This window comes from Microbacterium hydrocarbonoxydans, from assembly GCF_000956475.1.
Lineage (GTDB): Bacteria > Actinomycetota > Actinomycetes > Actinomycetales > Microbacteriaceae > Microbacterium > Microbacterium hydrocarbonoxydans_A.
Map to the genome: position 1 here is coordinate 366,572 of NZ_JYJB01000007.1, position 25,725 is coordinate 392,296.

Genomic DNA, 25,725 nt, shown 5'->3' on the forward strand with positions numbered 1-25,725 from the left:
ACGCTGACAGAGGTCGGGGTCGCCCGTTCAGGGCGGCCCCGGCCTTCAGTGATGAGAAGGACCTTTCGATGAGCACGAACACTGAACCGGTGCAGAGCGACGCGACCGTCGCCGCCCGACCGCGGCCTACCTGGTGGGTGAAGCTCATCGCATTCGCCGCGTGCCTGCTGACGCTGTGGCACGTCGGCGCCTCTTTCCTGTGGATCGCGCCGTACTCGGCACTGCGCGAGATCCCCACGCAGAACGTGCTCGCCAGCTACATGCTCCCCATGTTCGGGCAGTCGTGGAGCGTTTTCGCACCCGAGCCGATCAACGGCGACTACCACTTCAACGTCCGCGCCGTCATCGAGAAGGACGGCGAGGAGACCGAGACCGGCTGGGTCAGTGCGACCGATGTCGAGCTCTCGATGATCCGCTACAACCTCTTCCCGCCGCGCGCCGGCATCCAGTCCAGCGAGGTCGCGAGCAAGCAGATGAACGCGTACAACGACCTCAACGGCGAACAGCAGGCGGTCGCCGCGCTGGACTTCGCCGAGGACGACTGGGAGGACTGGATGGTCCGCTCCTTCGACAAGCTCGAGGGCGCCGACAACCCCGACACCACGAAGTACATGCAGGCCGAGCACCTCGCCACCGCGTACGCCACACAGGTCGCCTACGCGATCTGGGGAACGGATGCCGTCGTCAAGGTGCAGTACCGGGTGAGCCGGCAGAACGTGGTGCCCTTCGCCGAGCGCAACAACCCCAACGCGCAGCGACCAGACCCCACCTTCTCCACGACGGGCTGGCGACTGCCGCTCGAAGAGAAGGGGCAGAGCCGCGAGGACTTCGCCGATGTCTTCCGCGCACAGTTCGAGAGGACCCAGCAGTGACCGTCGCGCCCGACACCAAGAAGAAGGCGGATGCTGCGCCCAAGAAGTCGGCGACGACGGCATCCGCTCCGAAGAAGACGCCTGCACCCGAGCCCGAGACCCCGCAGGCGTCGCTGCCCGCGCGCCTGCTGACCTTCGCCGCCTCGATGATCACCGGCTTCTGGAACATGGTCCTGTCGGCCGTCGACCGGATCTCGGCGTTCGTGTTCGACTGGCTGTTCGGCGGCAAGAAGGCGCTCTACGGGCTCGCCGTCACCCGCATCCTTTTCGGCGTCACGGCGCTCGGACTGCTGGCGTCGAACTTCGGCACGCGGCTCTACACGTTCGGCGCGGGGTCCGCGTGGAACGGCGAGATGGCGGAGCCGATCAGCGACTTCCCGAAGATCTGGATCTTCAGCGCCTTCCACGCAGCCATGGGCAACGACGTCCTCTACACCGCCCTGTATGTGCTGCTGGCTGCGCTCGCGGTGCTCTTCGTGCTGGGCTGGCGGTTCCGCATCGTGCTGCCGATCTTCTTCTGCATGTGGGTGGGCTTCATCGAGGCCAACGACATGGTCGGCGACCAGGGCGACAACATGTTCCGCATCGCCCTGCTGCTGCTGTTCTTCGCAGACCCGGCCGCGCGCTGGTCGCTCGACGCCCGTCGTCGCGCGGAGAGCGGGGAGTGGTTCGCCCCCGGCAGCCAGCCCGCGCTGCTCGGCACGGTGTTCCACAACCTCGCGCTGGTGGCGCTGACCGCGCAGGTGTGCTTCGTGTACGCGTCGGGTGCGCTGTTCAAGGCCGGCGGCGCTCCGTGGGAGCAGGGCTACGCGGTCTACAACCCGCTGCACACCATGCGGTTCGGCACCTGGCCGGTGCTGAGCGATCTCGTCACGACCTGGGGTCCCATGGTGGTGCTCTTCAGCTGGGGATCCATCCTGCTGCAGGTGGCGTTCCCGCTCGCACTGCTCACGCGACCCACGCGGCTCATCGCGCTCGTCGGCATCCTCTCGTTCCACATCGGCATCGCCGTGCTGATGGGCCTGCCCTGGTTCTCGCTCACGATGATCGCGATCGATTCGATCTTCATCCGTGACCGCACCTGGCAGCGCCTGAGCGCCGGGGTCGTGAAGCGCTGGAACGCGGCGAAGACGGCACCACCACCGCGCACCTCGACCCTCGCCTAGCTCCCCTCGCCCTGAGTGTTCTTGACCACGCACGCCGAGGCGGTGCGTGAGCAGCGAACGACGGGCGACTGTGGAGCGGTGACAACGCGCACGGGAGCGAGGGCGGATCGGGATTGTACGGATGCTATAGACGAGTTCTTCCCCCGTTGTCGCAGACCTACCATTGACGTACTCCTAGTCCTTTGAGAGGAACGCCATGGTCGACGTCGCCACTGTGCCCGATGTGAAGAATCCGCAGCTCGATGTGGAGCAGATCAACCAGCTCCTGATGGGCACCTGGGCCGACACGCGTCGGCAGGCGCGCGAGATGATCAAGGACCCGGCGTTCTGGCGCAAGGACGACCTCGGCAAGGACGAGCACCGCGAGCGCGTGCTCAGCCAGCTGCACCTCCTGGTCGAGAACAAGGCCGTGCACCGGGCGTTCCCGAAGCGTCTCGGCGGCGAGGAGAACAACGGCGGCAACATCGCCGGCTTCGAGGAGCTCGTGGTCGCCGACCCGAGCCTGCAGATCAAGTCGGGGGTGCAGTGGGGGCTGTTCGGCTCAGCCGTGCTGCAGCTCGGAACCGCCGAACACCACGACAAGTGGCTCCCCGGCATCATGAGCCTCGAGATCCCCGGCGCGTTCGCGATGACCGAGATCGGCCACGGCTCCGACGTCGCATCCGTCGGGACCACCGCGACCTACGACCCGAGCACCTCGGAGTTCGTGATCCACACGCCGTTCCGCGCGGCGACCAAGGAGTACCTCGGCAACGCCGCTCTGCACGGTGTCGCCGCGACGGTCTTCGCCCAGCTGATCACGAACGGCGTGAACCACGGCGTGCACTGCTTCTACGTGCCCCTGCGCGGCGACGACGGCGCCGACCTTCCAGGGATCAGACGTGAGGACGACGGCCTCAAGGGCGGTCTCAACGGCATCGACAATGGCCGCTTGAGCTTCGACCACGTGCGCATCCCGCGCACGAATCTGCTCAACCGCTACGGCGACGTCGCCCCCGACGGCACGTACACGAGCCCGATCGACAGCCCCGGCCGCCGCTTCTTCACGATGCTCGGCACGCTCGTGCAGGGCCGGGTGTCGCTCGACGGCGCAGCCTCCTGGGCCTCGGCCCTCGGCCTGAAGATCGCGATCACCTACGCCACCGAGCGTCGCCAGTTCGGCGGAGCCGACGGCCAGGAGGTCGTGCTGCTCGACTACGGCAAGCACCAGCGTCGCCTGCTGCCCCGCCTGGCAACGACGTACGCGCAGATCTTCGCGCACGACGAGTTCCTGCAGAAGTTCGACGGCGTCTTCTCGGGACGCACCGACACCCCGGACGACCGCGAAGACCTCGAGACGCTCGCCGCCGCCCTCAAGCCGCTGTCGACCTGGCATGCCCTCGACACCCTGCAGGAGGCTCGCGAGGCCTGCGGTGGCGCGGGGTTCATGTTCGAGAACCGCCTGGTGGGTCTGCGCGCAGACCTCGACATCTATGTCACCTTCGAGGGCGACAACAACGTCCTGCTGCAACTGGTCGGCAAGCGCCTGCTCACCGATTACGCGGCGCAGTTCAAGGGCAAGGATGCCGCGGCTCTCGCGAAGTTCGCCGTCGGGCAGACCGCGGGCAAGGTGTTCCACGGCGCGGGTCTCCGGCAGCTCGGCCAGGCGGTCGCGGATCTCGGCTCCACGGCTCGCGCGGTCGAGAACGGACTGCGCGAGGAGCAGCAGCACGAGCTTCTCACCGGTCGAGTGCAGCAGATGATCGCCGATATCGCCGGCCGCCTGCGTGCCGCGGGCAAGGACAAGGAACTCGGTGCTCGCCTGTTCAACGAGAACCAGGCCGAGCTCATCGAGGCCGCACGCGCGCACGGTGAGTTGCTCCAGTGGGAGGCGTTCACCGACGGCGTGAATCGCGCGACGGACGCTGAGACCAAGAAGGTGCTGACCTGGCTGCGCGACCTCTTCGGTCTGCAGCTGATCGAGAAGCACCTCGCCTGGTATCTGATCAACGGCCGCCTGTCGACGCAGCGCGCCGCCGCCGTGTCGAGCTACATCGACCGCCTGTGCGCGCGGCTGCGCCCGCATGCACTCGACCTCGTCGACGCGTTCGGCTACGAGCAGGAGCACCTGCGCGCGCCCATCGCGAGCGGCGCGGAGAAGGCCCGGCAGGACGAGGCCCGTGCGTACTACGCCGAGCTCACGGCATCCGGGAACGCCCCGATCAACGAGAAGGCCCTCAAGGCGGCCAAGAAACGCTGACCCGAGTCAGCCGTCGATCTGGCGCCTGTCGCCGGAAGCCCTCGCGGTTTCCGTCGGCAGGCGCCGGATCCGTTTCAGGCCGTCACCCGTTGGCAGGGGGAACGGGCGGCGCCGGAGGCTGGTTCTCCGGGGACGCAGAGGCGTACTGGTCGCCGTCCGCGTGCGCGCCGCCGGGATACGCACCGCCGGGATACATCCCGCCGGGGGCGACGCCGGCGCGAAAACCCTCCTCAGGGCCCGCGAACCCCGGGTGCACCGTCGCCGGAAACCGCGCCGCTCGCGCTCTCGTGCGCACCATCACGAGGGTGTATGCGATGTACAGGACCGCCGCCGCCACGCCCGTGCCCGTCCCGACGATGCCGAGGAGGCCGAGGGCGGCATCGCGATCGATCGGATACACGACGTTGAAGAGCGCGCTGCCCGGCGTGAACAGGAGCGGCGTGATGATGATGACGAAGAGCGCGGGCAGCAGCAGTGCGAACGGCGACCATCGCGTGAAGAAGAGCCCGGCGAGCAGCAGCACGATCCCGCCGAGCAGCAGGCCCAGCGCATCGGGCGCCGGGCTGAGCTCGAACCGCTGCATCGATGTCAGGAAGCGGGCGATGCTGAGGATCACCAGCCACGCCCCCGCGAGCAGCAGCACGGGTGTCGCGAAGAATCCGATGACGTGCAGCGCGGCAGACCGGCTCGGGCGATGGCGGGCGAACCACAGGGCGAGGCCCATGCCGCCGAGAACCGGCAAGAGGGCGGTCGGCAGTCCGTAATAAGCGCCGTCGATCCATTCGCGCGGAACCGGCAGCTGGTAGGCCGACACGGTGATCGAAGGGAACAGCGCGAAGACCAGGGCGATCACCGAGAGCGCGCCGGCGGCGAGGAGACCAGCCGAGCTCCACAAGCCCGTCAGGACGACCACGACCAGCAGGGCGATCCCCGCTATTTGGAGCGCGGTCGGTCCGACGAGCAGCGTGCCGTCGAAACCGCCGTAGCGGGTGAACGTCTGATACCAGATCAGTCCCCCCGAGCTCAGCAATCCGAGTGCGATCGGCGTGACGACGACGCCGATCAGAGCGGTGATGATCCGTGCGGGCACGGTCGATGAGCGCATGGGACTTCCCTCCAGAGTCGTACAGCCACGGTATCGGGCGCCGGGCTGCGCCGGAACCCGCCATGAGCAGGAAGAATAGGAAGGCACGCCACCCGAAAGAGGAGCAGATGACCCGCGTCAACGCCTACGCAGCCCCCCGTGAAGCCGCCCCGCTCGAGAAGACGGTGATCGAGCGTCGGGAACTCGGCCCGAACGACATCCTCATCGACATCGCCTTCGCCGGCATCTGCCACTCCGACATCCACACCGTGCGCGGCGACTGGGGTCCGCAGCGCTACCCGCTCGCACCAGGGCACGAGATCGCCGGAACGGTCGCAGCGGTCGGCGACGCCGTGACGAGGCACCGCGTCGGTGATCGCGTCGGCGTCGGGTGTCTGGTGAACTCGTGTGGCGAATGCCGCAGCTGCCTGCGCGGCGAGGAGCAGTTCTGCGTCAACGGCGCCGTCTTCACCTACGGCAGCACCGACCGCGACGGCACCGTGACCCAGGGCGGCTACTCGGAGCAGGTCGTCGTCACGGAGGGCTTCGCCGTGCGCATCCCGGAGGCCCTGCCTCTCGACAAGGCCGCGCCCCTTCTCTGCGCCGGCATCACCACCTACTCGCCACTGCGTCGCGGGAATGTCGGACCCGGGAGCCGGGTCGCCGTCGTGGGCATGGGCGGGCTCGGCCACATGGGCGTGCAGATCGCGCACGCACTGGGCGCCGAGGTCACCGTCCTTTCGCAGACCCTGAGCAAGAAGGACGACGGCATCCGTCTCGGTGCCGACCACTACTTCGCCACGAGCGACCCCGCGACCTTCAAGGACCTGCGCGGTTCGTTCGACGTCATCCTGAACACCGTGAGCGCGGCGATCGATCTGCGCGCGTACCTCGGCCTGCTCGACGTCGACGGCGCCCTGGTCTGCGTCGGACTGCCTCCTGAGCAGCTCGGCCTGAACGTCGGATCGCTGATCGGCGGCAACAAGTCGATCTCCGGCTCCAACATCGGCGGGATCGCCCAGACCCAGGAGATGCTCGACTTCTGCGCCGAGCACGGGATCGGAGCGGAGATCGAGGTGATCCCTGCATCCGAGATCAACGCCGCCTACGACCGGGTTCTCGCCTCCGACGTGCGCTACCGCTTCGTGATCGACGCCTCCACGATCTGAGGGCCTTCGCTCCCCACGCCCACTCCCGCCGCCGCTTCGCGTCGCCGGGAGCCTCGGGGCGCGTGGGCCCGGCTCAGGGGCCCAGGCGGCGGCGACGTCGGAGGGGGTCGCTAGCCTGAACGGATGACCTCCCTGATCACCGGACCCGACGACACCGCGCGCTGCGCGTGGGTCGGCGACGACGCCGAGTATCGCCGTTACCACGACGAGGAGTGGGGCACCCCGCTGCACGGCAACAGGGCGCTGTTCGAGAAGATGGCGCTCGAGGGGTTCCAGGCCGGCCTCAGCTGGATCACGATCCTGCGCAAGCGCCCGCGGTTCCGGGAGGTGTTCGCCGGCTTCGCCCCCGACATCGTCGCGGAGTTCGGTGAGGCCGACGTCGAGCGCCTGATGGCGGATGCCGGCATCATCCGCAACCGCGCCAAGATCGAGGCCACGATCGGCAACGCCCGCATCGTGAGAGAGATGGCCGAGGGCGAGCTCGACGAGCTGATGTGGTCGTTCGCGCCGCCGGCATCCGGCATCCGTCCTCGGCGCCTGGCCGACGTTCCTGCCGTCACCCCCGAGTCGACCGCGATGAGCAAGGAGCTGCGCAGACGAGGGTTCCGCTTCGTCGGTGCGACCACGATGTACGCGCTGATGCAGTCCGCCGGAATGGTCGACGACCACGTCGAGGGGTGCTGGCGCGCCTGAGCGCTCAAAGACGGCATCGCTCCCCGGATATAATCCCCGGTGGGGGAACTGCGCTATCGGTTCGATGCGCCTCTCGCCGTGATCGAATTCGAGGGGAATCGCAGTGGCCAAGCGCACCATGTCGGCACCACCGGTGCTCGCCGGGTACAGCTATGTGCGCCCGCTCGGCTCAGGCGGCTTCGCCGACGTCTTCCTGTACGAGCAGGATCTTCCTCGCCGGGTGGCGGCGGTCAAGGTGCTGCTCGCGGATGCCGTGAACCCCGAGGTGCTGCGCAACTTCAATGTCGAGGCCGACATCTCGGCCCGACTGAGCGCCCACCCGGCGATCGTGACGATCTACCAGGCTTCGATCTCCTCCGACGGTCGGCCCTACATCGCCATGGAGTACTGCCCCGACAACATGGGCACGCGCTACAAGAAGGGGCCGCTGCCGGTCGCCGAAGTGCTCGACGCCGGCGTGCGCATCGCGGGCGCGCTCGAGACCGTGCACCGCGCGGGCCTGCTGCACCGCGACATCAAGCCCTCCAACGTGCTGATGAGCTCGCTGGGCTCGCCTGTGCTCGCCGACTTCGGCATCGCGGCCGCTGTTGTCGACGAGGGCGACCCCGAGATCATCGCGATGTCGGTGCCGTGGAGCGCCCCCGAGGTGCTGCAGGAGCGCGTCTCGGGCTCGGTCGCCAGCGAGGTGTGGAGCCTCGCCGCCACCCTGTACACCCTGTTCGCGGGACGCACGCCCTTCGAGAGCGACGACCGCTCCGCGAACTCCCGCGCCCAGCTCACCCGTCGCATCGTGAAGGCGCACTACACGCCGGTGCCGGTGCCCGGCTTCCCCCGTGCGATCGACGAGGTGCTCTCGACGGCCATGCAGCGCGACCCCGCCCGCCGCTTCTCGTCGATGGCGGAGTTCGCCGAGCGGCTGCGCTGGGCGCAGTACGACATGGGAACGGCTCCCACCGCATTCGAAGCTGCTTCGGCGGAGTGGGCGGCCGCCGCGCCCGTCAACTTCTCCGATGCGGCGCCGCGCGGCCCCGTGGTGACCACGGTCGACGAAGGAGGGCGCCGCGCCGTGCGCGCTGCCCGTCAGGATCGCAGCCCGCGTGAGCGCGAGGAGCTGCCGGCTCCTTCACGGCAGCGCTCTCCGCTCGCAGCAGGCCTGATCGGCGCCGGGATCGGCATGGCGGTGCTCGCCGCAGGCGGCGTGGCCGTGCTCATGATGACAGGGGTGATCTGATGCCGATCGGCGATCGCACCGCGTCCGAGACCCGGCCCCGTTCGCGCGGCAGGCTGATCGCCGCCGTCTCCGGAATCGCGGCACTTGCGGCCGTCGTCACGTTCGCGGTCACGGCTCAGGGCTACCAGGCGCAGGAGGTTCCGCGGCTGGAGTCGTCGGTGTGGGTCATGCGCGACTCTGGTCAGTACGCCCGCGTGAACACCGACCTCGCCGAGATCGACACGGTGCGCGATGTGGATTCGCCCGAGCACGTCTGGCAGAGCGGGGCGGATGCCGTGCTCTTCAGCCAGGGTTCGCGGCAGCGATGGGACCTCGACCCGGCCGACCCGCAGGACCTCCTGTCCGACTCGGGTGAGGAGGGTGCGCCGTTGGCCTCGCAGCCCACGCCCGTCGGAACCCGTGACATCGTCTCGGCAGGCCCCTACGTCGCGTACCGCACCGACACGGGTCAGGTGTCGGTCACGACTCTCGAGGCCAAGGCCGCCACGGCTCTCGTCGATCCGTTCGCCGACGTCGAGGTCAAGAAGGGCGAGGAGAAGCCCACGTACACGGCCGACGCGATCGGGCTCTCGCCCGACGGCCTTCTCGTGATGTACTCCTCCGAGGAGTCGGCCGTGCGCCGTTTCGACGTCACAGAGCACCGCTTCCTCGGTGACGGCGACAAGATCTCCTCCGCCCCCAAGAGCACGGCGGGCCTCGCCATGACCGTGGTCGGCGACAGCTGGGCCCTCCTTCAGACAGACAAGGGCAGGCTCTGGCTCGCGGGTCAGGGAGATCCGGTGAGTGTCGATCTCGGCGAGGGCGCGCTGCTGCAGAGCGGCGCCGCCTCGGGCGACGAGGTGCTCATCGCCGACGGCGAAGGACTCCTCTCGGTTCGGCTGTCCGGAGGCAAGGCGACGCGTGTCGCCGAGGCGACGGGCGTCCCCGCCGCTCCCGTCGTGATGGGCGATCACACCTTCGCGGCATGGATCGACACCGGTTCGGGAACCCTGTGGGCCGACGGCGACACGGTGCCGCTGACGGTGCCGGATGCGGCGCTCGAATCGGCATCCATCCGTCCTGTGCTGCAGAGCAATGGGGATCGCGCCGTGCTCGTCGAAGCCGGCACCGGCCTGATCTGGACCGCCCCCGAAGGGCGCCTGATCCCGCTCGAGCAGTGGGCGATCGAGGACGAGACGGAGCAGGAGGAGGGCACTGTCGTCGTCGAGGACGTCGCCGAAGAGCTCCCGCCGGTCGCCGTAGACGACTCCTTCGGCGTGCGCAGCGGTCAGCAGGTGATCCTGCCGGTGCTGTTCAACGACCACGACCCGAACAAGAAGGACGTTCTCACGATCGACCCCGCGTCGGTCGGAGCTCTCGCGGACGCGGGGTTCGGCGACGTGTCGCTGGTCGGCAACGGCCAGTCTCTCGTGGTGAACGTGCGCGCCGCATCCGGACAGACGAGCTTCACCTATACGGTGACCGACGGAGTCGCGGTCTCCGAGCCTGCGACCGTCACTCTCACGGTCGTGGATCCCGACGTGAACTCCGCACCCGTGTGGTGCGGGGTCGAAGCCTGCCAGCAGGAGTGGCCGGCGCCGCAGCTGCTGCCGGGTGGCAGCACGATCGTCTCGGCGCTCGCGGGATGGGTCGATCCCGAGGGCGACCCGTTCGTGCTCAGCGACGCCTATGAGACCGACTCCACGGCCCCTGTCATGGTCGTCCCGATGGCCGACGGACGCGTGGCGATCCGCCACACCGACCCCAACGCCTCGGACGCTGCGATCGCCATCACGATCGTCGTGCAGGATTCGCACGGAGCCACGGCCGAGAAGACTCTCGAGGTGCGAGTCACCGGCAGCCCGACGATGGTCGCGTCGCCCGTCGCGCTCACCGTCAAGGTCGATGAGCCCCAGTCCATCGCCATCGCCGACCACCTGTCCGGAGGGTCGGGAACCTATCGACTGCTCGACGCGGTGCAGACCGCCGCTGCCGCCGAAGGTCTCGAGGTCTCGCCGAACACCGCTGCGGGCACCGTCGACATCACGGTCGCCGCGCCGGGGCAGTACGTCGTGACCTACACCGCGCAGGACGTCACGACCCAGGCCGAGAAGTCGGCCGTCATCCGCATCACCGCGGTCGACGGCTCCTCGGCGCTGGCGATGGCGCCGCTCACGGCGTTCGTGCGCGAGGGCGAGGACACCACGGTCGACGTGCTGCGAGCGGTGCAGAACACCAGCGGACGAGTGCTGATCATCTCCGAGGCGTCGAGCTCGACTCCGCGTCTCAACGTCGGCATCGTCGGCAACGAGAGCATCCGCGTCAGCGGCACGACCGAGGACGGCGAGTCGGGAGTGATCGGAACCGCCGGAGTCACGGTCGCCGACGGCGCCGGAGCTGCGGTCAAGGGCACCGTGACGGTCTTCCTCGCGCCGCCGTCATCCGTCACCCGACCCATCATCTTCCCCGATGCGATCACGGTGCGCGCCGGCTCCCTCGCGCGCATCGATGTCGCCGCGAACGACGTCGCACCTCGCGGCGAGGCGCTCATCGTGCGCCCCGAGGTCACCGGCTCGGGCCAGCCCGACGAGCTGGTCTTCGCCGACGGCAACAGCCTGCGCTACCTCGCCCCGAGCACCCCGGGGACCTACCGCCTCACCTACGCCGTCTCGCTCGAGCGCAATCCCTCGCTCTCCGACAACGGGACTGTGACCGTGACCGTGGTCCCGCCCGGCACGAACCGCGCACCCACGCCCACGACTCTCACGGGACGCGTGCTCAACGGCCAGGCCGTCACGCTCACGGTGCCGACGACGGGGATGGATGCAGACGGCGACAGCATCGTGCTCGCAGACGTCGTCCAGCCCGGCAAGGGCCAGGGCACCGCCACCGTGAACGCCGCCGGCGACGCGATCGTGTATCGCGCCCCCGCCGCAGGCGTCGAGGGCGGCCAGGTGTCCTTCAGCTACACGGTGCGCGATCCTCAGGGCGAAGAGGGGACGGGTCTGGTGCGCATCGGCGTGCTCGACGGCAAGATCGACGACGCGGCGCCGGTCACCTACAGCGACTACGTGCGGGTGCAGGCGGGCTCGTCGACGCCTGTGATCCTCGATCCGCGCGCCAACGACCTGGACCCGGCTCAGGGCGATCTCGAACTGATCGACCTCGTGCCGAACGCGCCTCAGGTCGAGGGCAACCCCGACTTCGAGCGGCTCAAGGCTCTCATCGACGACAGCACCTCGCTCGACGACGGCAGGGTCGTCCTGCGTGCGGGTGACACCGAGGGCACCAACTCGTACATCTACACGGTGCGCTCGACCCGCACCCAGAGCACCTCGCAGGGGCTCGTGGTCGTCACGGTGACGGAGGGCGCGGTGACCGATCAGCCGACCGTCACCGACACCGTGCTCACCGCCCGCACCAGGGGAGAGCTGGGCGACGGCGGCATCGACGTCGTCAGCGACCGGGTGCAGTGGACATCGGGCGACACGAACTCCCTCAAGCTCAGCCTGTGGGGCGATCAGCCCGGCTTCAGCGTGAACGGCAAGCGCATCATCGGCGAGGCGCCCGCCGAGGGTGCACTGATCCCGTTCCAGCTGACGGGCACGGCCGAGGGCGGCCGCGACGTGGTCGCCTACGGCTTCCTGCGCATTCCGCCGTTCGACGACCTGCGCGTGCAGCTGAAGCCCGGGGTCACCCCCGTGGTCGTCGACGAGGAGAAGTCCAAGTCCTTCGACGTGATCGACTTCCTCGACCTTCCCTCGTCCGATCGGATCGAGGTCGCGACAGGGGAGTTCACGGTGCAGCGCGCCGCGGCCAGCTGCACCGCAGAGACGAAGGGAGCGGTCAAGTACTCGGCCGGCGCCGACGCCCCGTGGGCGGACACGTGCCTCGTGCAGGTGCGCCTGCAGGGCCAGCAGCGCTGGTCGTCGGTGGAGGTGCCGATCGGCATCCGTCCCGCCGCCCCTCAGGTCGTCCTGACGTCGATCTCGCACACGGTCGCACCAGGTGAGACCGAGACCGTCGACCTGTACTCCTCCATGACCTCGTGGGAGGGCGGCAGGGAAGGCGATCCGAAGTCGCTCGACTTCGGCGTCGTCTACGCCGGCGCATCCTTCACCGTCACGCAGAACGGCTCCTCGGTGTCGATCCTGGCGAACGCTGATGCGAAGCCCGGCACGCGCGAGGACATCGACGTGAACCTGACCGCCTTCGGGGGAGCCTCGGCATCCCTTCGCGTCGTCGTCGGAATCGCCCCGCCCGATGCGCCTCGGGGCGCGACGCTGACGCGTCAGTGCGTCGTGACGAGCGCGAACTGCTCGATCGAGGTCGTCGGCGTGGCGGGCGAGTACGACCCGTTCCAGGGCAAGCCCGGTGCCGGACTCAGCCTCGTCTCACTCGGCGAAGGATCGCGCTGCGACGTCGCGACCGCCTCCGTCTCGGGTGAGCATGCGATCTCGGTGAGCTGGCCGGGCGGCGGCAAGGCCCCCGGCGGCCAGTGCATCTTCCCGTTCGTGGTGGCGGATGCTCAGGGTCGCACCGGCAGCGGAACCCTCACGCTCGACCTCCAGGGCTACCCGCAGGCCCCCGCCAGCGTGACGACCGTCGGCTACACCCGCAGCACCGTCGTGCTCGAAGTGCCGCTTGGCGAGGCCGCGAACGCGCACCCCGCCGTCACCTCGGTGACGATCATGCAGGACGGCGCCCCGGCCAACGCCTCGTGCTCGGCGTCGGGTGCCGTCTATCGCTGCACGGTGAGCGGGCTCGTGACAGGTGCGCCGCACAGCTTCACCGCGGTCGCCGTGAACTCCGTCGGCGCCTCCGCGGCGACCTCCGCCCACACCAGCTGGGCGTACGCGCCGCCTGAGGTGTCGAACGTCACGGCGACGCCTGTCTACCGTCCCGGCGTCACCGACACCACGCGCGGCGTGGCCGCCCTGACGATCGACTCGTCGAACGACGCCGCGTCGTTCCGTGTGCAGGAGACCGGCGAGGTCATCCAGCGCCAGGGGCCGACGACCACCGCAGACATCGTGCTGAGCCCGGGCGGGCAATCGGTCACGATCGTGCCGATCAGCCAGTTCCAGCCGCCGGCCGGCAACATCGGGAACGAGGGCGGGGCGTTCAGCGTCTCTGTCCAGGTCGCAGGTGCGCCGTACTTCGACCCGCGCTCGCCGACCGCGACTCCGGTGTCGAACTCGTCCGTGAACGTCTCGGGCATCGCCGCGCAGGGCAACGGCAGCACGCAGGCGCTGAACGTGGTCTACGTCGCGTGGCGCTCGGGCAACGTGAGCTGCTCGGCCGACGGCAACGGCGGTCTGATCGTCTCCGGCGGCATCACGTCGAGCTCCCCGTCGATCGGCGGTCTCGACCAGTACAAGCGCTACAACGTCAAGGCCTGCGTCTCGAACGGCTTCGGCGTGGGGGAGTCCAACACGACGAGCGTCTTCACCTTCGTCTCCGTCGACGGCCCTGGTGGCAACACCACGTACAGCGTCGCGACCTCCCCTCAGCAGAGCGGCAGCACCTACACCTACGGCCTCGCGTCGGCTCCGTCGCCCACTGTTGAGCCGGAGTTCCAGGCGTGGTACTACCTGTACGGCACGTGGCGCACCGATTTCGTGCTCTCATACGACTCGGCACCGGGGCAGATCTCGGTCAAGGCCTGCAACATCTCCGAGCCGGACAAGTGCTCGGGGACCGCCCCGATCACGGCGGCGACCGCGCCGACCACGGTGAAGGTGACGTTCGACGCCTGTCTGCCGCTCGCGAACCAGCAGAGCGCGGTGCAGGTGTCCGCGGCCGCCAGCGGCTCGTACAGCTTCTCGAAGACCGCCGTTCCCGACACCATCGGCGTCTACGACGTGAAGATCGACTTCACCGGCGCCTACAACACCCTGTCGACCATCACACATCGGATGAACCTGTGCTGAGCGCGCAGCATCCGATCCGAAAGGAAGCCCGGATCTCATGACCATCGCGAAAGAGCAGGCGGCCTGGTTCGCCGAGACGTTCTCGATCCTCGCCGGCAACGTCGAGCAGGCCATCCTCGGCAAGCGCCACGTCGTCGAGCTGGTGCTCGCCGCAGCCGTCACCGGCGGACACGTGCTTCTCGAGGACTTCCCGGGAACGGGAAAGACGGCGCTGGCTCGCTCGATCGGTCAGACGATCAACGGCACGAGCTCGCGCATCCAGTTCACTCCCGACCTGCTCCCCGGAGACGTCACCGGCATCACGGTGTACGACCAGAAGGAGGGCACCTTCGAGTTCCACGCGGGCCCGGTCTTCGCGAACATCGTGCTCGCAGACGAGATCAACCGCGCGAGCCCGAAGACGCAGTCGGCGCTGCTCGAGGTCATGGAGGAGGGCACCGTCACGGTCGACGGCGTCTCGCGCGAGGTGGGCTCGCCGTTCCTCGTGATGGCCACACAGAACCCGATCGAGCAGGGCGGCACGTACCGCCTGCCCGAGGCGCAGCTCGACCGCTTCATGATCAAGACCTCGATCGGCTACCCCGATGATGCCGCGACCATGCGCATCCTGCAGGGGGCGGCGACCGTGAAGCCGCCTCTGAAGGGCATCGCCGGCACAGACACGATCCTCACGATGGCCGAGATGGCTCGCGGCGTGTACGTGAACCCGCTGATCTCCGACTACATCATGCGCATCGTCGACGCGACCCGTCGCGCCTCCGAAGTGCGCCTGGGCGTGAGCGTGCGCGGCGCGCTGGCGCTGTCGCGTCTCGTGATGACCTGGGCGGCGAAGTCGGGCCGCACCTTCGTGACCCCCGACGACGTCCGTGATCTCGCGGTCGTCGCTCTCGCGCACCGTCTGGTGCTCGAGCCCGAGGCGGAATTCGACGGCGTCACGGCTGTCGCCGTGATCGGCCAGATCCTGCTCGACGTCGAACCGCCCCGCGAGAACGGGACTGCGTGAGCTACAGCACCGAATCGCGTATCACGCGCACCGCCGCCGGGACGAGCACCTCGACCCGGACCTCGACGGTCACGCGATACGATCGCACGCGCCGCGGACCTGTCCGCGGCGCGGTGTTCGGCACGCGCAGGATGCTGCGCCGCACCGGTCGGATGCTTCGCCGCGTGTACACGTGGATCGGCGAGACGGTCACCGCGGCCGGCGTGCTCGTGTCGGCGGCGCTGGTGTTGGGCCTGGTCGGCGGACTGCTGTTCGGCTGGGTCGAGGCGTGGGCCGTTGCGGCGATCGCCCTCGTGCTTCTCGTGGCCTGCGTGCCGTTCATCCTGGGCGAGCACGACTACCGCATCGAGCTGGCGCTCGGCCGTGACCGCGTCGTGGCCGGAACCGACATCGGAGCGGTGCTCGACGTGCGCAACAACGGCGCTCGCCTCGCGCTGCCCGGCGTCGTCGACGTGCCGGTGGGCGAGGGGCTCGTCGAGGCCCACGTTCCGCTGCTGAGACCCGCCGGGCACCATCGTGAGGAACTCACCATCGCCGCGCACCGCCGCGGGATCATCGACGTGGGTCCGATGACCATCACCCGGGGCGACCCGATCGGCATCCTCCGCCGCGAACTGAGCTGGCCCGAGGTGCAGCGCATCCACGTGCATCCGGTGACGGTGCGCATTCCCAGCACCAGCGCAGGGCTGATCCGCGACCTCGAGGGCACTCCGAGCTCGGTCCTCGTCGACGCGGACCTCTCCTTCCATGCCGTGCGCGAGTACGTGGTCGGCGATTCGCAGCGCCACGTGCACTGGAAGTCGACGGCCAAGACGGGCAAGCTCATGGTGCGGCAGTATGAAGAGTCGCGTCATGCCCGCATCGCGATCATCCTCGACCTCGCCGCCTCGTCGTACGAGAGCGACGACGAGTTCGAGACGACCGTGAGCGCCGCGGCGTCGCTCGCGCTGCAGGGCGTCACCGAAGGGCGTGACGTGCTGTTCGTGGTCAGCAACGAGATCCCCGAGCACGCGCGCGCGGAGGTGCTGTCGATCAGCACGCTGCCGACCGTCACGCCGAAGGCGCTGCTGGACGCGACCAGCGGAGTGGATGCCGCCGACAACGTCATGCGCCTCGAATCCGTGACGAAGCTCACGGTGCAGTCGTACCCCGATCTGTCGATCGCGTTCTTGATGACCGGCTCGCTCATGCCGCTCGACCGTCTGCGCATGGCTGCGATCTCCCTGCCGGCCGCGGTGGAAGCGGTGGCCGTGCGCTCCGAACTCGGCGAGGAGCCCACGCTGCGCAGCGCGCGCGAGCTCGCGGTGATGACGCTCGGCGCGCTCGGAGACCTGCCGCAGATGCTGGCCCGTGGAGTGCTCAAATGAGCGGCACGGCGGCGCGGCGAGAGCAGGCTTCGCTGTTCAGCGCCCTCAACCTGTGGGGCCTCGGCTACGTCTTCGCGGGCGTGGTGCTCGCGACGCTCGCTGCCTGGCCGGTGTACGACGCGCCCCGCGCCCTGATCGTGGGCATCGTCGGCGGGCTCATCGGAATGGCCGCGGCCGTTCTCGCCCGGATGCTGCGCTGGGGCACGCTGCTGGCGGCCGTGCTCGCGGCAGCGGCCTACGTCGTCGTCGTCGTGCCGCTCGCGATCCCCTCGGCCCTGTCGTCGCCGCCGGCGTTCTTCGGCGGCCTCCGCGACGCAGTGCTCGGCGTGGTGCTCGGCTGGAAGCAGATCCTGACTCTGAAACCGCCGCTCGGCGAGTACCAGGCGGTGCTCATCCCCTTCCTGGTCGTGGTGCTGTTCGGCGCGTTCGTCTCCGCACTCCTGGTGCTGGGCCGCAGCAGTCGTCGCTCGACGTTCGCAGTCATCGTCGTCTCGGCCATGAGCGTCTTCGGCATCGCCTTCGGCGCCACGGGGACGAGTGCTCCCGTCGTGCTGCTGGGCTTCACGCTGCCTGCGCCGCGTGAGTGGCTGATCGGCGTGGCGGTCTTCCTCATCGCGCTCGTCTTCCTGGTCGGCGCCTCCCGCCTCCGCCGCTCGCGGGCCCTGCGGGCGGTCGCCGCGCACAACATCACCCGCCGTGCGACTCCGGCGTGGCTCAGCATCCGCCGCCATCTGCTGTCCGCCGGCCTGATCGTCGTGGCCCTGGTCGCAGGGCTCGCCATCGCACCAGCGGCCGCCGGCTGGTCGGACCGCTCCGTGCTGCGCGACGAGGTCGAGCCGATGATCGTGGTGCAGCAGCAGCCGAGTCCGCTCGGCGAGTACCGCTCGTGGTTCACGGCCGACCGCGCCGACGAGACGGTCGTGAAGATCGACGGTGACCCCGGCGACGTCGAGCGCATCAGGATCGCCACGCTCGACGCTTACGACGGCCAGGACTTCCACATCTCCGCAGACGACCGGTTCACCCGACTGCCGCGTGCCGCGGCCGCGGGCGAGAGCCGCGTCGAGCTCGACATCACAGTGGGCGACGCGTACAGCGGAATCTGGGTGCCGACCCCCTCGGGGCTCGCGCAGGCGCCGACGTTCTCCGGCTCGCGCGCCGACGCACTGGCCGACGGCTTCCACGTGGACGACGGCGGTGACACCGCGATCACGATCGCCGATGCACCGGGGGGAGCCGCAGGACTCGTGCCGGGCGACCGATACCGGGTGCTCGTCGATGCACCGGGCAAGCCCGCCTCGCTGACCGACGTGCAGGGCGGCGACTCGCTGCTCGATGCCGATCAGCATCCCGCGCTGGCCGAATGGGCCGACATGCAGGAGCTGCCGCGCACCGGAGCCGGGTTCCTCGAGCTCATCGAGCGGCTGCGCGCTCGCGGCTACCTCTCGCACGCGCTGCTCGATGACGAGGCCGCAGCCGCCTGGATCGCCGATCTGAAGGCCAAAGAGGGATACTCGTTCGCTCCGAGCTATGCCGGTCACTCCAGCGCGCGGATCGAGGAGCTCTTCACCTCGCTGGTCGACCAGCAGCGCCGCGCCGGGGCCGATGCGACGCCCCAGATGCTCGTGGCGGCGGTCGGCGACGACGAGCAGTTCGCCACGGCGGCGGCGCTCCTCGCGCAGCTCTGGGGACTCGAGTCGCGCGTCGTCCTTGGTGCACGCCTCCCCGCGGCCGCGGAGGTGCCGGGCATCCCCGCCTGTGACACCGTGTGCACGGGATCGAACATGACCGCGTGGGTCGAGGTGCGCGCGTCGGGCGGCGACTGGGTCGCAGTCGACGTGACGCCGCAGTTCTCCCAGCTGCCGAGCCTGATCACCGAGGGCGAGCAGCTGCCCGAGCATCCGACCGTGCCCGAGCAGCCGCACTCCGAGGCTCTCGATCCGCCGCAGGCGCAGAGCGATTCGCACGACGGAGAAGTGCCGCCTGAGCCGGTCGCGTCCGACGCGCTCGCGGTCGTGCTCTTCATCGCCCGCATCGTCGGCCTCAGCCTGCTCACGCTCGCACTGCTGCTGCTGCCGCTGATCGTCCTGCTGGTGGTCAAACGGCACCGCAGCAAGGCTCGACGCACCGCGCCCGACCCCGAGGTGCGACTGGTGGGGGCGTGGGAAGAGCTCGCCGACCTCTATGTCGACCACGAGATCCCGATGGCCACCGCCGGCACTCGCGTGCAGAGCGCGAGCGGGGCCGAGCGCCCCGCCGCCGAGCGCCTGGCACGGGTCGTCGACCAGGCGGTGTTCGCGCCGTATCCTCCGGACGAGGCGGAGGCGGAGCACGCGTGGGGCATCGTCGACGAGGAAAGACAGGCGCTGCGCGCTGAGCAGAGCAGATGGTCGGCACTGCGGTCGCGGCTGCGGCTGAGGTCGTTCCTGGCCCGGATCGCGCCGACACGGAGGATCGCGTTCGGGAGCCGCCACCTGGCACTCGGTACGCTCGCATTGGCCGGTGCGCGCCGGCAGGAGGAGGACGCATGATCGCGGTCGCAGACCCAGGGTTCCTGGCACAGGTCGGCACGCCCGACCTCGTCGCGGCGTCGGCCGTCGTCTCGGGAGTGACCGCGGTGATCGGGCTGGGCGTCTACGTCTGGTACGCGTTCGCCCTGTCGAAGCTGTTCCCGAAGCTCGACCAGGAGAGCTGGAAGGGCTGGGTTCCGGTCGTCAACGAGGCGACGATCCTGCAGATCGGCGGACGCCCTGCGTGGAACGTCGTGTTCTACTTCATCCCGATCGTGCAGCTGTACGGCCTGTACCTCAAGGTGCTCGCGACGCACGACATCAACAAGCGGTTCGGCCGCGGCGCAGGGTTCACGGTGCTCGCCATCCTGCTGCCTCCGGTGTGGGCCACGCTCCTCGCGTGGGGCGCTCCGCCGTACCCCGAGGGCGATCGGCTCGCGGGCCTGCACGGTCCTCGTCGGGTGGGGACGGATGCTGCGCGCGCCGCAGGCGCGCCGGGCGCGCAGGGCTACCTCGCCCCGCCGATCCCGCACGGCGGTCCCGCTCCCGCGACGGGATCGTTCGCGCCGTCCTTCGCACCAGGACAGCCATCGGCGCCCGGAGCGTTCGCGCCAGAGCAGCCCTCGGCGCCCGGAGCGTTCGCGCCGCAGGGATTCGTCCCGCAGCCGCCCCCTCCCGCCACCGATTCGCCGGCAGCGTTCGACCCGCGGTACTCCGACGCGCCGGATGTGACGATCCCCGCGGTGAAGCGCAACGGAGCGGTCGACCCGGTGACGGGCCTACCCGCTCCGGCGTTCGGGCAGGCGGCACCCGCGCAGCCGGAGCCGTTGCCGATCTCGCAGGGGCTGATCGACTCGGTGCCCGGTGTCGCACCCCACGAGCCGCCCCCCGCTGACCAGGCGGCGTCGGAGCCGCCCGCAGCGGCGCCGGCGCCCGAGGCGCCGCAGCCGTTCGTGCCTGCGCAGCCGGTCACGCCCGCGCAGCTCTCCGATTCGGCACCGCCCGCTCCGGTTCAGCCTGCTTTCCCGGCTCCGTCTGCTTTCCCGGCTCCTTCTGTCGCCGATCGGCTGTCGGATCCCGCACAGCCCGCCGCGCCGGCGCCGCCTGCCTGGCAGGCCGCTTCGGCCGCGCCGGCTTCCCCGGTGGAGCCTGTTGCGCCCGCGCAGCAGGAGGTGCCAGCCCGTCCGCTCGCGCCAGTCGAGCCTGCCCCGCCGCAGTCGTTCGAGCAGAGTGCGCCGCCCGCGGCCCCGCCGGCGTCCGCGCAGGTCCCCGACCCCGCGACCGGAGCCGCTCTCGCACCCGAGCCTCCCGCCGCCCTGTCGTCGTCGCCGGCGGCAGAGGCTCCCGCACCGCCGGCTGCGGAGGCCCCTGCGCCGCCGGCTGCGGTCGTCGACCAGACGGCATCCGACCCGTCCGGTGACGCGGCATCCGCTCCTGCTGCGCCCGAGACGCCGGCAGTCGAGCCCTTCGCCGAGCCGCCGCGCCTGCGCGGTGCGGGTCTCGGCACCCGCGCCGACCGCGCGGCATCGATCAGGCCCGTGCCGGTCGTTCTCCCCGTTCCCGAGCAGGCGCAGGCCCCCGCGCCGGCACCTGCTGCCGACCCCGCTGACGACGACGTCGAGGCGACGGTCGTCGTGCAGCGCAACCGCGGTCCGCGGCGTGTGCTGGTGCTCGACGACGGACGCACGTTCGCCCTCTCTGCGACGAGCATCGTGATCGGCCGCAACCCCGAGGGCGCACCTGGCGAGCAGCGTCTGTCGATCCCCGACAAGACCCGCACGCTGTCCAAGACCCATGCGCGTCTCGTCGTGCAGGGCGATGAGTGGCGTCTCACCGACCTTCACTCGACCAACGGCGTCGTCGTGGTCGCCGATGACGGCGCCGAGACCCTGCTCGACGCGGGCGAGAGCGTCACCGGAGCCGGACGTTTCGTCCTCGGCGAGGTGGGCATGCACGTCGCGCTGGAGTCCGGTTCGTGACACTCGAGTCCGTCGTCCTCAATGTGAGCGCGCTCAGCGATCTCGGGCTTAAGCGCGCCGTCAACGAGGATTCGGTGTTCGCCGAGTCGCCGGTCTTCCTCGTCGCCGACGGCATGGGTGGGCATGAGGCGGGAGACAAGGCGAGCCAGGCCGTCGTGGCGGCGTTCGCCCCGCTCGGGGGCACGCGGGTGTCGACGGCCGAGATCGGCGCGGCGCTCGCGCGCGCGAACGAGGCGGTGTCGACGATATCGGCGCAGCACTCGCGCGGTGCCGGCAGCACCGTGGCCGCCGTGGCGCTCGTGGAGTACGAGGATGTTCCGCACTGGCTGGTCTTCAACGTCGGCGACTCGCGCGTGTACCGCCACCACGGCAACGAGCTCGAACAGCTGACGATCGATCACTCGCTCGGCCAGGAGCTCGTCGACGCGGGCGAACTGCGCGCAGAGGACCTCGCGACCTTCCCGCAGCGCAACGTGATCACCCGGGCGATCGGCGCAGACGACAACATGGCCGACAGCTGGCTGGTTCCAGTCGTCAACGGCGAGCGGCTGCTGATCTGCTCCGACGGGCTGAGCGGCGAGGTCAGCGACGAGAGCATCAGGGCGACCCTGACCATGTGCGGGCGGCCCGAGACCGCCGCGGCAGCCCTCGTGCGCCGGGCCAAGCAGGCCGGCGGGCGCGACAACATCTCTGTGGTCGTCGTCGACGTGGTCTCCGGGGGCATCGCCGGTGGCCTGCAGGACTCCACCGACAGCCGCCAGTCCGCGTCGGCGGTGCACACCTCGACCATGCTCGAGGGCACCACGGTCCCGGTGAGGAGGCGCGGCTGATGGAGCCGGATGACGACATCCCCGAAGCGACGGTGCGACTGACTCGCCGGGTTCGTCGGCGCAGCGAGGCGGTCGGCACTGACCCCCAGGTCGACGCCGAGTCCGAGGGCGATGCGGAGGCGATCGAGGATCGCACGGTCGTGATGAGTCGTCGTCGGCGGGGAGCGGACGCCGCTGATGCGGAGCCGGAGGAGGCATCGCTCGAGGACCGCACGGTCGTGATGAGCCGCCGTCGGCGGGGAGCGGATGCCGTCGAGGCGGAGCCCGAGGAGGATTCGCCGCTGGTCGAGGATCGCACTGTGGTGATGAGCCGCCGGCGGTCGGATGCGGATGCTGTCGTCACCGTGGCCGAGGCCGAGGCCGACGACGAGCTCGACGAGCACACCCATATGATCGAGGACCGCACGGTCGCCGTGAAGCGGAGCCGTCGACCGCGCGCGGACGTCCGACCGGTGCCGGAGGAGGATCCCGGCCTCGACGATCGCACGGTCGCCGTCGAGCGTCGCAGGCCCGAGGCGCCCGCCGACAGATCGGCCGAAGACGAGGACCTGTATGAGACGGTGCGGAGAGCTCCGGCATCCGACACGGCACCGCCCCCTGCCATCTACAAGCCGCGCGCAGCTCCGCGCACTCCGCACCGCCCGCCTGCGCAGCCCGAGGCCATCGCGCCCACCCGTGTGATCGACCCGGGCATCGCCTCGGTCGCGAAGGCGAGCCGTCGCCAGAGCGCGCTCGCGGTGGCGGCCGTGGGCGGCGCGTGCGTCGTGTCGGTGGTCGGACTCGCCCTGCTGGGAGTGATGCTCTTCGCCTGAATCGGCCGTCGGCCGCCGCGATTCGGCCGTGCGAGGATGGATGGGGTCGAGCTCAGAGAGCCGGCCGCATCGAGGGGGAGAACAGCATGACCGATGCACACGACGCCGGATATCCGCCAGCACCGCCGCGCCCGCCGCAGGATGCATGGGCCGTTCCGCACACACCGCTGGGGCAGAGCCTGCCCCTCGCGCCGCTGAGCGCGGGCGACGGCACGGCTCTGGGCACTCCACCGCCCCCGCCGGCACCGCCCGCACCGCCCGCACCGCCCGCATACCCGGTGTACGGAGCCGCCCCGTCGGCGCCCCAGCCGCGGTCATATCAGCCGCCGTCGTATCAGCCCACCGCGTTCGGGCAGCCCGGCGCGGCGCCGACGGCGGGCTATCCGTCGGCGCCGGCCTCCGCGTATCCGGTCTCGCACGGCGGCTATCCGGTCCCCGGCCAGACTGCGTACGGGTACATGGCGCCGAGCGGACGCAAGTTCTGGGGTCTGCTGTTCCTCTTCTACATCCCGTACCTGGGATGGCTGGTCACGATCATCGTCGGGCTGGTGCAGCGCTCGTCGGCGAAGCAGTCGCCGATGCCGATCGTGCGCGAGAACGCCCGGTGGGCGTTGAACTGGGCACTCAGCTATGTGATCTATCAGGCGGTCATCCTGGCCCTGATCGTCGCGATCGTCGCCGCATCCCCAGACGGCGAGCCGCCGGCGGTCATCGCCATTCCGGGAACGCTGTTCTTCGGAGTCGGCGTCTACTGCCTCGTCACCATGATCCGCGGCTGCGTCATCTCCGACCGCGTGGTGCACCGCCCGGCACTCGCGCTTCCGCTGTTCCGGGGGTGACGCTGGGCGATACACCGGATCGGCGAGTGGCGAGGCTGGATGATGAGTCGGCGAGCGACTACAGCTCGCGGGTCCGACGGGGCGACCCCGGTGGCCTGGTCGTGACAGACCAGCGCCACCCGCTCGACTGGTGAGCGAGAGGGACAGGTAGCACTCAGACGAACATCACGCGGCGGGGTGGGGGGTCGTCGTAGACCCGCCCGAGCGGACTGGTCCATTGGACCTCGCCACCTGGAAGCTGCCTGGCGGTCCAGCGGTGCCGCTCATCGAGATCGGGATGCTTGAGAACGTGATGACCGACGCAGAACGCGCAGAGATTGTCGATCCGCGTCCTGCCTCCGAGGGCATGGTCGTGGTTGTGGTCGATCTGGCAGCGATGCACCGGCATCCGACATCCCGGGAATCGGCAGTGCGGGTCGCGCGCCCGCAGGAATCGGCGCATCGCGGCGGTCGGGGCGTAGGCATCAGTCTCGACGAGCATGCCGGTCGAGTCGACGAACAGTCGGGACCACAGGTCGGTATGGGCGGCGAGGTCGCGGGCGGCGTCGGGGTGCAGCGGACCGTGCCCGTCGAGTTCTGCAGGCAGATCGTCGTCGCCCGCGAGGGTCGTCGCGCGCAGGGTGACCTGCACCCGCCCGCGGATGCTCTCGGCCACGGTACCGGTGACGGTGGTGGGGTCGGCGCCCAGGAGGAGGTCGGCGGCCAGATCTGCGCGCACCTCGTCGATGCCGCGCCCATCGGCGGCGGGGTGCTCCATGTCGGGGGACGCATCGTCGATTAGCGGATCGGTGGTGAAGGTGTCGGACTCTCCGAAGATGACGCTGTCGCGCCAGCCGGGATCGGCAGGGTCGAGGTTCTTCGGCAGCACCGGGTCTTCGCCGATGTCGAGGACGTCGAGGTCGAGCACCGGGTCTGCGTCGTCGCGGGTGCTGATCACGTGCTGGGCGAACTGGGTGAGCCGGTCGAGGATCGCGACCGCGAGATATTCGGGCAGCACCAGCTGCAGCAGCGCGAGACCGTCGCCCACGCTCCTCATAGTCACGGTCCGCTCGCTCCGCGCGAGCTGGTGCCGCTCGGTCACGCTGACCCCGGCGAGAGCGGCCGCGATCTGACGCACTTGCACCCTCGTCCGCGCCGCGGTCTGCGCTTCGGCGACCACGATGGCGGCCGCCTCATACACCTGCTGCACTCCGGCATCCGCTCGCCCGTCATCGATCGCGTTCTGCACCGTGAACCCGGCGGAGACGATCTCGTGCACGTGCGCGGGCGTCACCTTCCCGGCGACGAACAACGACGCAAGCTCGGGATAATCACGCTCGAGGAAGAACGCGTCGACGAATCCCCGCTCGACCGTCCCCTGCGCGATCCGGCCCGCGGCGGAGTACTCAGCGATCATCGACCGGTGCACCGCATCGCGCTGAAACCCGTCGTGCCGCACCTCGGCGTCGTACACCCGCAGGCGGGCAGCGAGAAGACCCGAGGCCCGCGCCTCCAGCGCCGCGATTTCGCGGCGCACCTCGACCCAGTCGTCGAGCAGCGCCTGTCGCTGCGCGAACTCGTCGTCAAGGGAAGCCATACTCTGAGTATAGAACATAACTTCGATATTAGAAAGGGGTGAATGTCCTCAGATATGGCGCTTCATCGGGGGTTCTGGCTACCGCGAGGGTCGTGGTTCACGCCTGATCCGGGGGGGCTCGAGACGGCGCCGATGAACGCGATACCATCGCGGCCGGTTAGTTGTAGGAGGCCAGGACGTTGTTGACGCGTGCCGATGTTGCGGTTGCGGGCGGCTTTCCGTCGTGTGCGCCGTGGGGTCGAATACGTCACAGCCGACGTCTCCCGCCGCCTGATCAACGCCATGAGCTCTGCGGCCTACGCCGAACTGCTCACCACGCCCGACATGGCAGCCATCAAGCGTCCCGTCACAGCCTGACCCGCAACCGTCCACGACGTCACGGCCGGCAACTGTTGGTTCCGGTCGCCTTCGGCGAACGACGTGTTCGCGCACTCCTGATGGGT

At 69.8% G+C, this 25,725-nt stretch carries 17 protein-coding genes; 15 read left to right on the top strand and 2 right to left on the bottom strand.

The window, feature by feature from the left end:
- The first annotated feature begins 68 nt into the window (after nucleotides 1–68).
- The 3 genes from RS84_RS06600 (at nucleotide 69) to RS84_RS06610 (ending at nucleotide 4,277) form a co-directional block, all read left to right on the top strand.
- Entirely contained in the window at nucleotides 69–872 is an 804-nt protein-coding gene (locus tag RS84_RS06600; RefSeq protein ID WP_045256954.1) for a DUF5819 family protein, read from the top strand.
- A 167-nt stretch (nucleotides 873–1,039) separates the two neighbouring features.
- Entirely contained in the window at nucleotides 1,040–2,038 is a 999-nt protein-coding gene (locus RS84_RS06605) for an HTTM domain-containing protein (protein ID WP_235281410.1), read from the top strand.
- Between the two features lie 196 nt (nucleotides 2,039–2,234).
- On the top strand, nucleotides 2,235–4,277 hold the full coding sequence (locus tag RS84_RS06610; protein WP_045256955.1) for an acyl-CoA dehydrogenase: 2,043 nt from the start codon (nucleotides 2,235–2,237) through the stop codon (nucleotides 4,275–4,277).
- An 82-nt stretch (nucleotides 4,278–4,359) separates the two neighbouring features.
- On the opposite strand, the gene RS84_RS06615 is transcribed toward RS84_RS06610, so the two are convergent.
- On the bottom strand, nucleotides 4,360–5,382 hold the full coding sequence (locus tag RS84_RS06615; protein ID WP_045256956.1) for a hypothetical protein: 1,023 nt from the start codon (nucleotides 5,380–5,382) through the stop codon (nucleotides 4,360–4,362).
- A gap of 107 nt (nucleotides 5,383–5,489) precedes the next feature.
- Between RS84_RS06615 and RS84_RS06620 the strand changes: the two genes are divergently transcribed.
- The 11 genes from RS84_RS06620 to RS84_RS06670 all read left to right on the top strand — a co-directional run bounded on the left by RS84_RS06620 (nucleotide 5,490) and on the right by RS84_RS06670 (nucleotide 23,706).
- Nucleotides 5,490–6,530 (top strand): NAD(P)-dependent alcohol dehydrogenase, encoded by a 1,041-nt coding sequence (locus RS84_RS06620; RefSeq protein WP_045256957.1) that lies wholly within the window; start codon nucleotides 5,490–5,492, stop codon nucleotides 6,528–6,530.
- 123 nt (nucleotides 6,531–6,653) lie between these two features.
- Nucleotides 6,654–7,223, top strand: coding sequence for a DNA-3-methyladenine glycosylase I (locus tag RS84_RS06625; RefSeq protein ID WP_045256958.1), 570 nt, complete (start codon nucleotides 6,654–6,656; stop codon nucleotides 7,221–7,223).
- Between the two features lie 103 nt (nucleotides 7,224–7,326).
- Nucleotides 7,327–8,454: a serine/threonine-protein kinase gene (locus RS84_RS06630; protein WP_235281406.1), complete on the top strand. Its 1,128-nt coding sequence runs from the start codon at nucleotides 7,327–7,329 to the stop codon at nucleotides 8,452–8,454.
- Complete coding sequence (locus tag RS84_RS06635) at nucleotides 8,454–14,366, top strand: Ig-like domain-containing protein (protein WP_052676249.1); 5,913 nt, start codon at nucleotides 8,454–8,456, stop codon at nucleotides 14,364–14,366. Before RS84_RS06630 ends, RS84_RS06635 begins: the two co-directional genes overlap by 1 nt.
- A 37-nt stretch (nucleotides 14,367–14,403) precedes the next feature.
- Entirely contained in the window at nucleotides 14,404–15,369 is a 966-nt protein-coding gene (locus RS84_RS06640; protein ID WP_045256959.1) for an AAA family ATPase, read from the top strand.
- Nucleotides 15,366–16,736, top strand: a complete 1,371-nt coding sequence (locus RS84_RS06645) for a DUF58 domain-containing protein (protein WP_045256960.1) — start codon at nucleotides 15,366–15,368, stop codon at nucleotides 16,734–16,736. The genes RS84_RS06640 and RS84_RS06645 overlap by 4 nt, the downstream gene beginning before the upstream one ends.
- Entirely contained in the window at nucleotides 16,733–19,267 is a 2,535-nt protein-coding gene (locus tag RS84_RS06650; RefSeq protein ID WP_052676250.1) for a transglutaminase domain-containing protein, read from the top strand. The genes RS84_RS06645 and RS84_RS06650 overlap by 4 nt, the downstream gene beginning before the upstream one ends.
- Nucleotides 19,264–21,225: a DUF5684 domain-containing protein gene (locus RS84_RS19570; protein WP_045256961.1), complete on the top strand. Its 1,962-nt coding sequence runs from the start codon at nucleotides 19,264–19,266 to the stop codon at nucleotides 21,223–21,225. Before RS84_RS06650 ends, RS84_RS19570 begins: the two co-directional genes overlap by 4 nt.
- The gene (locus tag RS84_RS06660; RefSeq protein ID WP_045256962.1) at nucleotides 21,222–22,055 is read left to right on the top strand and encodes a PP2C family protein-serine/threonine phosphatase; all 834 of its coding nucleotides are present in this window, start codon (nucleotides 21,222–21,224) and stop codon (nucleotides 22,053–22,055) included. The genes RS84_RS19570 and RS84_RS06660 overlap by 4 nt, the downstream gene beginning before the upstream one ends.
- Nucleotides 22,055–22,867 (top strand): hypothetical protein, encoded by an 813-nt coding sequence (locus RS84_RS06665; RefSeq protein WP_045256963.1) that lies wholly within the window; start codon nucleotides 22,055–22,057, stop codon nucleotides 22,865–22,867. Before RS84_RS06660 ends, RS84_RS06665 begins: the two co-directional genes overlap by 1 nt.
- Before the next feature lie 86 nt (nucleotides 22,868–22,953).
- On the top strand, nucleotides 22,954–23,706 hold the full coding sequence (locus tag RS84_RS06670) for a DUF4870 domain-containing protein (RefSeq protein ID WP_045256964.1): 753 nt from the start codon (nucleotides 22,954–22,956) through the stop codon (nucleotides 23,704–23,706).
- Nucleotides 23,707–23,860: 154 nt separating this feature from the next.
- Here RS84_RS06670 and RS84_RS06675 read toward each other — a convergent pair whose 3' ends face one another.
- Nucleotides 23,861–25,282 carry an HNH endonuclease signature motif containing protein gene (locus RS84_RS06675; RefSeq protein ID WP_045256965.1) on the bottom strand — a complete coding sequence of 474 codons (1,422 nt, stop codon included), beginning with the start codon at nucleotides 25,280–25,282 and terminating at the stop codon, nucleotides 23,861–23,863.
- Between the two features lie 195 nt (nucleotides 25,283–25,477).
- Between RS84_RS06675 and RS84_RS19290 the strand changes: the two genes are divergently transcribed.
- On the top strand, nucleotides 25,478–25,639 hold the full coding sequence (locus tag RS84_RS19290; RefSeq protein ID WP_160298165.1) for a hypothetical protein: 162 nt from the start codon (nucleotides 25,478–25,480) through the stop codon (nucleotides 25,637–25,639).
- Nucleotides 25,640–25,725 lie beyond the last annotated feature (86 nt).

Bases quoted from the DNA above. Each gene is read 5' to 3' on its own strand.
- RS84_RS06620 (WP_045256957.1), top strand. From the start codon at position 5,490: ATGACCCGCGTCAACGCCTACGCAGCCCCCCGTGAAGCCGCCCCGCTC.
- RS84_RS06650 (WP_052676250.1), top strand. From the start codon at position 16,733: ATGAGCGGCACGGCGGCGCGGCGAGAGCAGGCTTCGCTGTTCAGCGCC.
- RS84_RS19290 (WP_160298165.1), top strand. From the start codon at position 25,478: ATGTTGCGGTTGCGGGCGGCTTTCCGTCGTGTGCGCCGTGGGGTCGAA.
- RS84_RS06615 (WP_045256956.1), bottom strand. From the start codon at position 5,382: ATGCGCTCATCGACCGTGCCCGCACGGATCATCACCGCTCTGATCGGC.
- RS84_RS06675 (WP_045256965.1), bottom strand. From the start codon at position 25,282: ATGGCTTCCCTTGACGACGAGTTCGCGCAGCGACAGGCGCTGCTCGAC.
- RS84_RS06640 (WP_045256959.1), top strand. From the start codon at position 14,404: ATGACCATCGCGAAAGAGCAGGCGGCCTGGTTCGCCGAGACGTTCTCG.
- RS84_RS19570 (WP_045256961.1), top strand. From the start codon at position 19,264: ATGATCGCGGTCGCAGACCCAGGGTTCCTGGCACAGGTCGGCACGCCC.
- RS84_RS06625 (WP_045256958.1), top strand. From the start codon at position 6,654: ATGACCTCCCTGATCACCGGACCCGACGACACCGCGCGCTGCGCGTGG.
- RS84_RS06600 (WP_045256954.1), top strand. From the start codon at position 69: ATGAGCACGAACACTGAACCGGTGCAGAGCGACGCGACCGTCGCCGCC.
- RS84_RS06665 (WP_045256963.1), top strand. From the start codon at position 22,055: ATGGAGCCGGATGACGACATCCCCGAAGCGACGGTGCGACTGACTCGC.
- RS84_RS06610 (WP_045256955.1), top strand. From the start codon at position 2,235: ATGGTCGACGTCGCCACTGTGCCCGATGTGAAGAATCCGCAGCTCGAT.
- RS84_RS06605 (WP_235281410.1), top strand. From the start codon at position 1,040: ATGGTCCTGTCGGCCGTCGACCGGATCTCGGCGTTCGTGTTCGACTGG.
- RS84_RS06635 (WP_052676249.1), top strand. From the start codon at position 8,454: ATGCCGATCGGCGATCGCACCGCGTCCGAGACCCGGCCCCGTTCGCGC.
- RS84_RS06670 (WP_045256964.1), top strand. From the start codon at position 22,954: ATGACCGATGCACACGACGCCGGATATCCGCCAGCACCGCCGCGCCCG.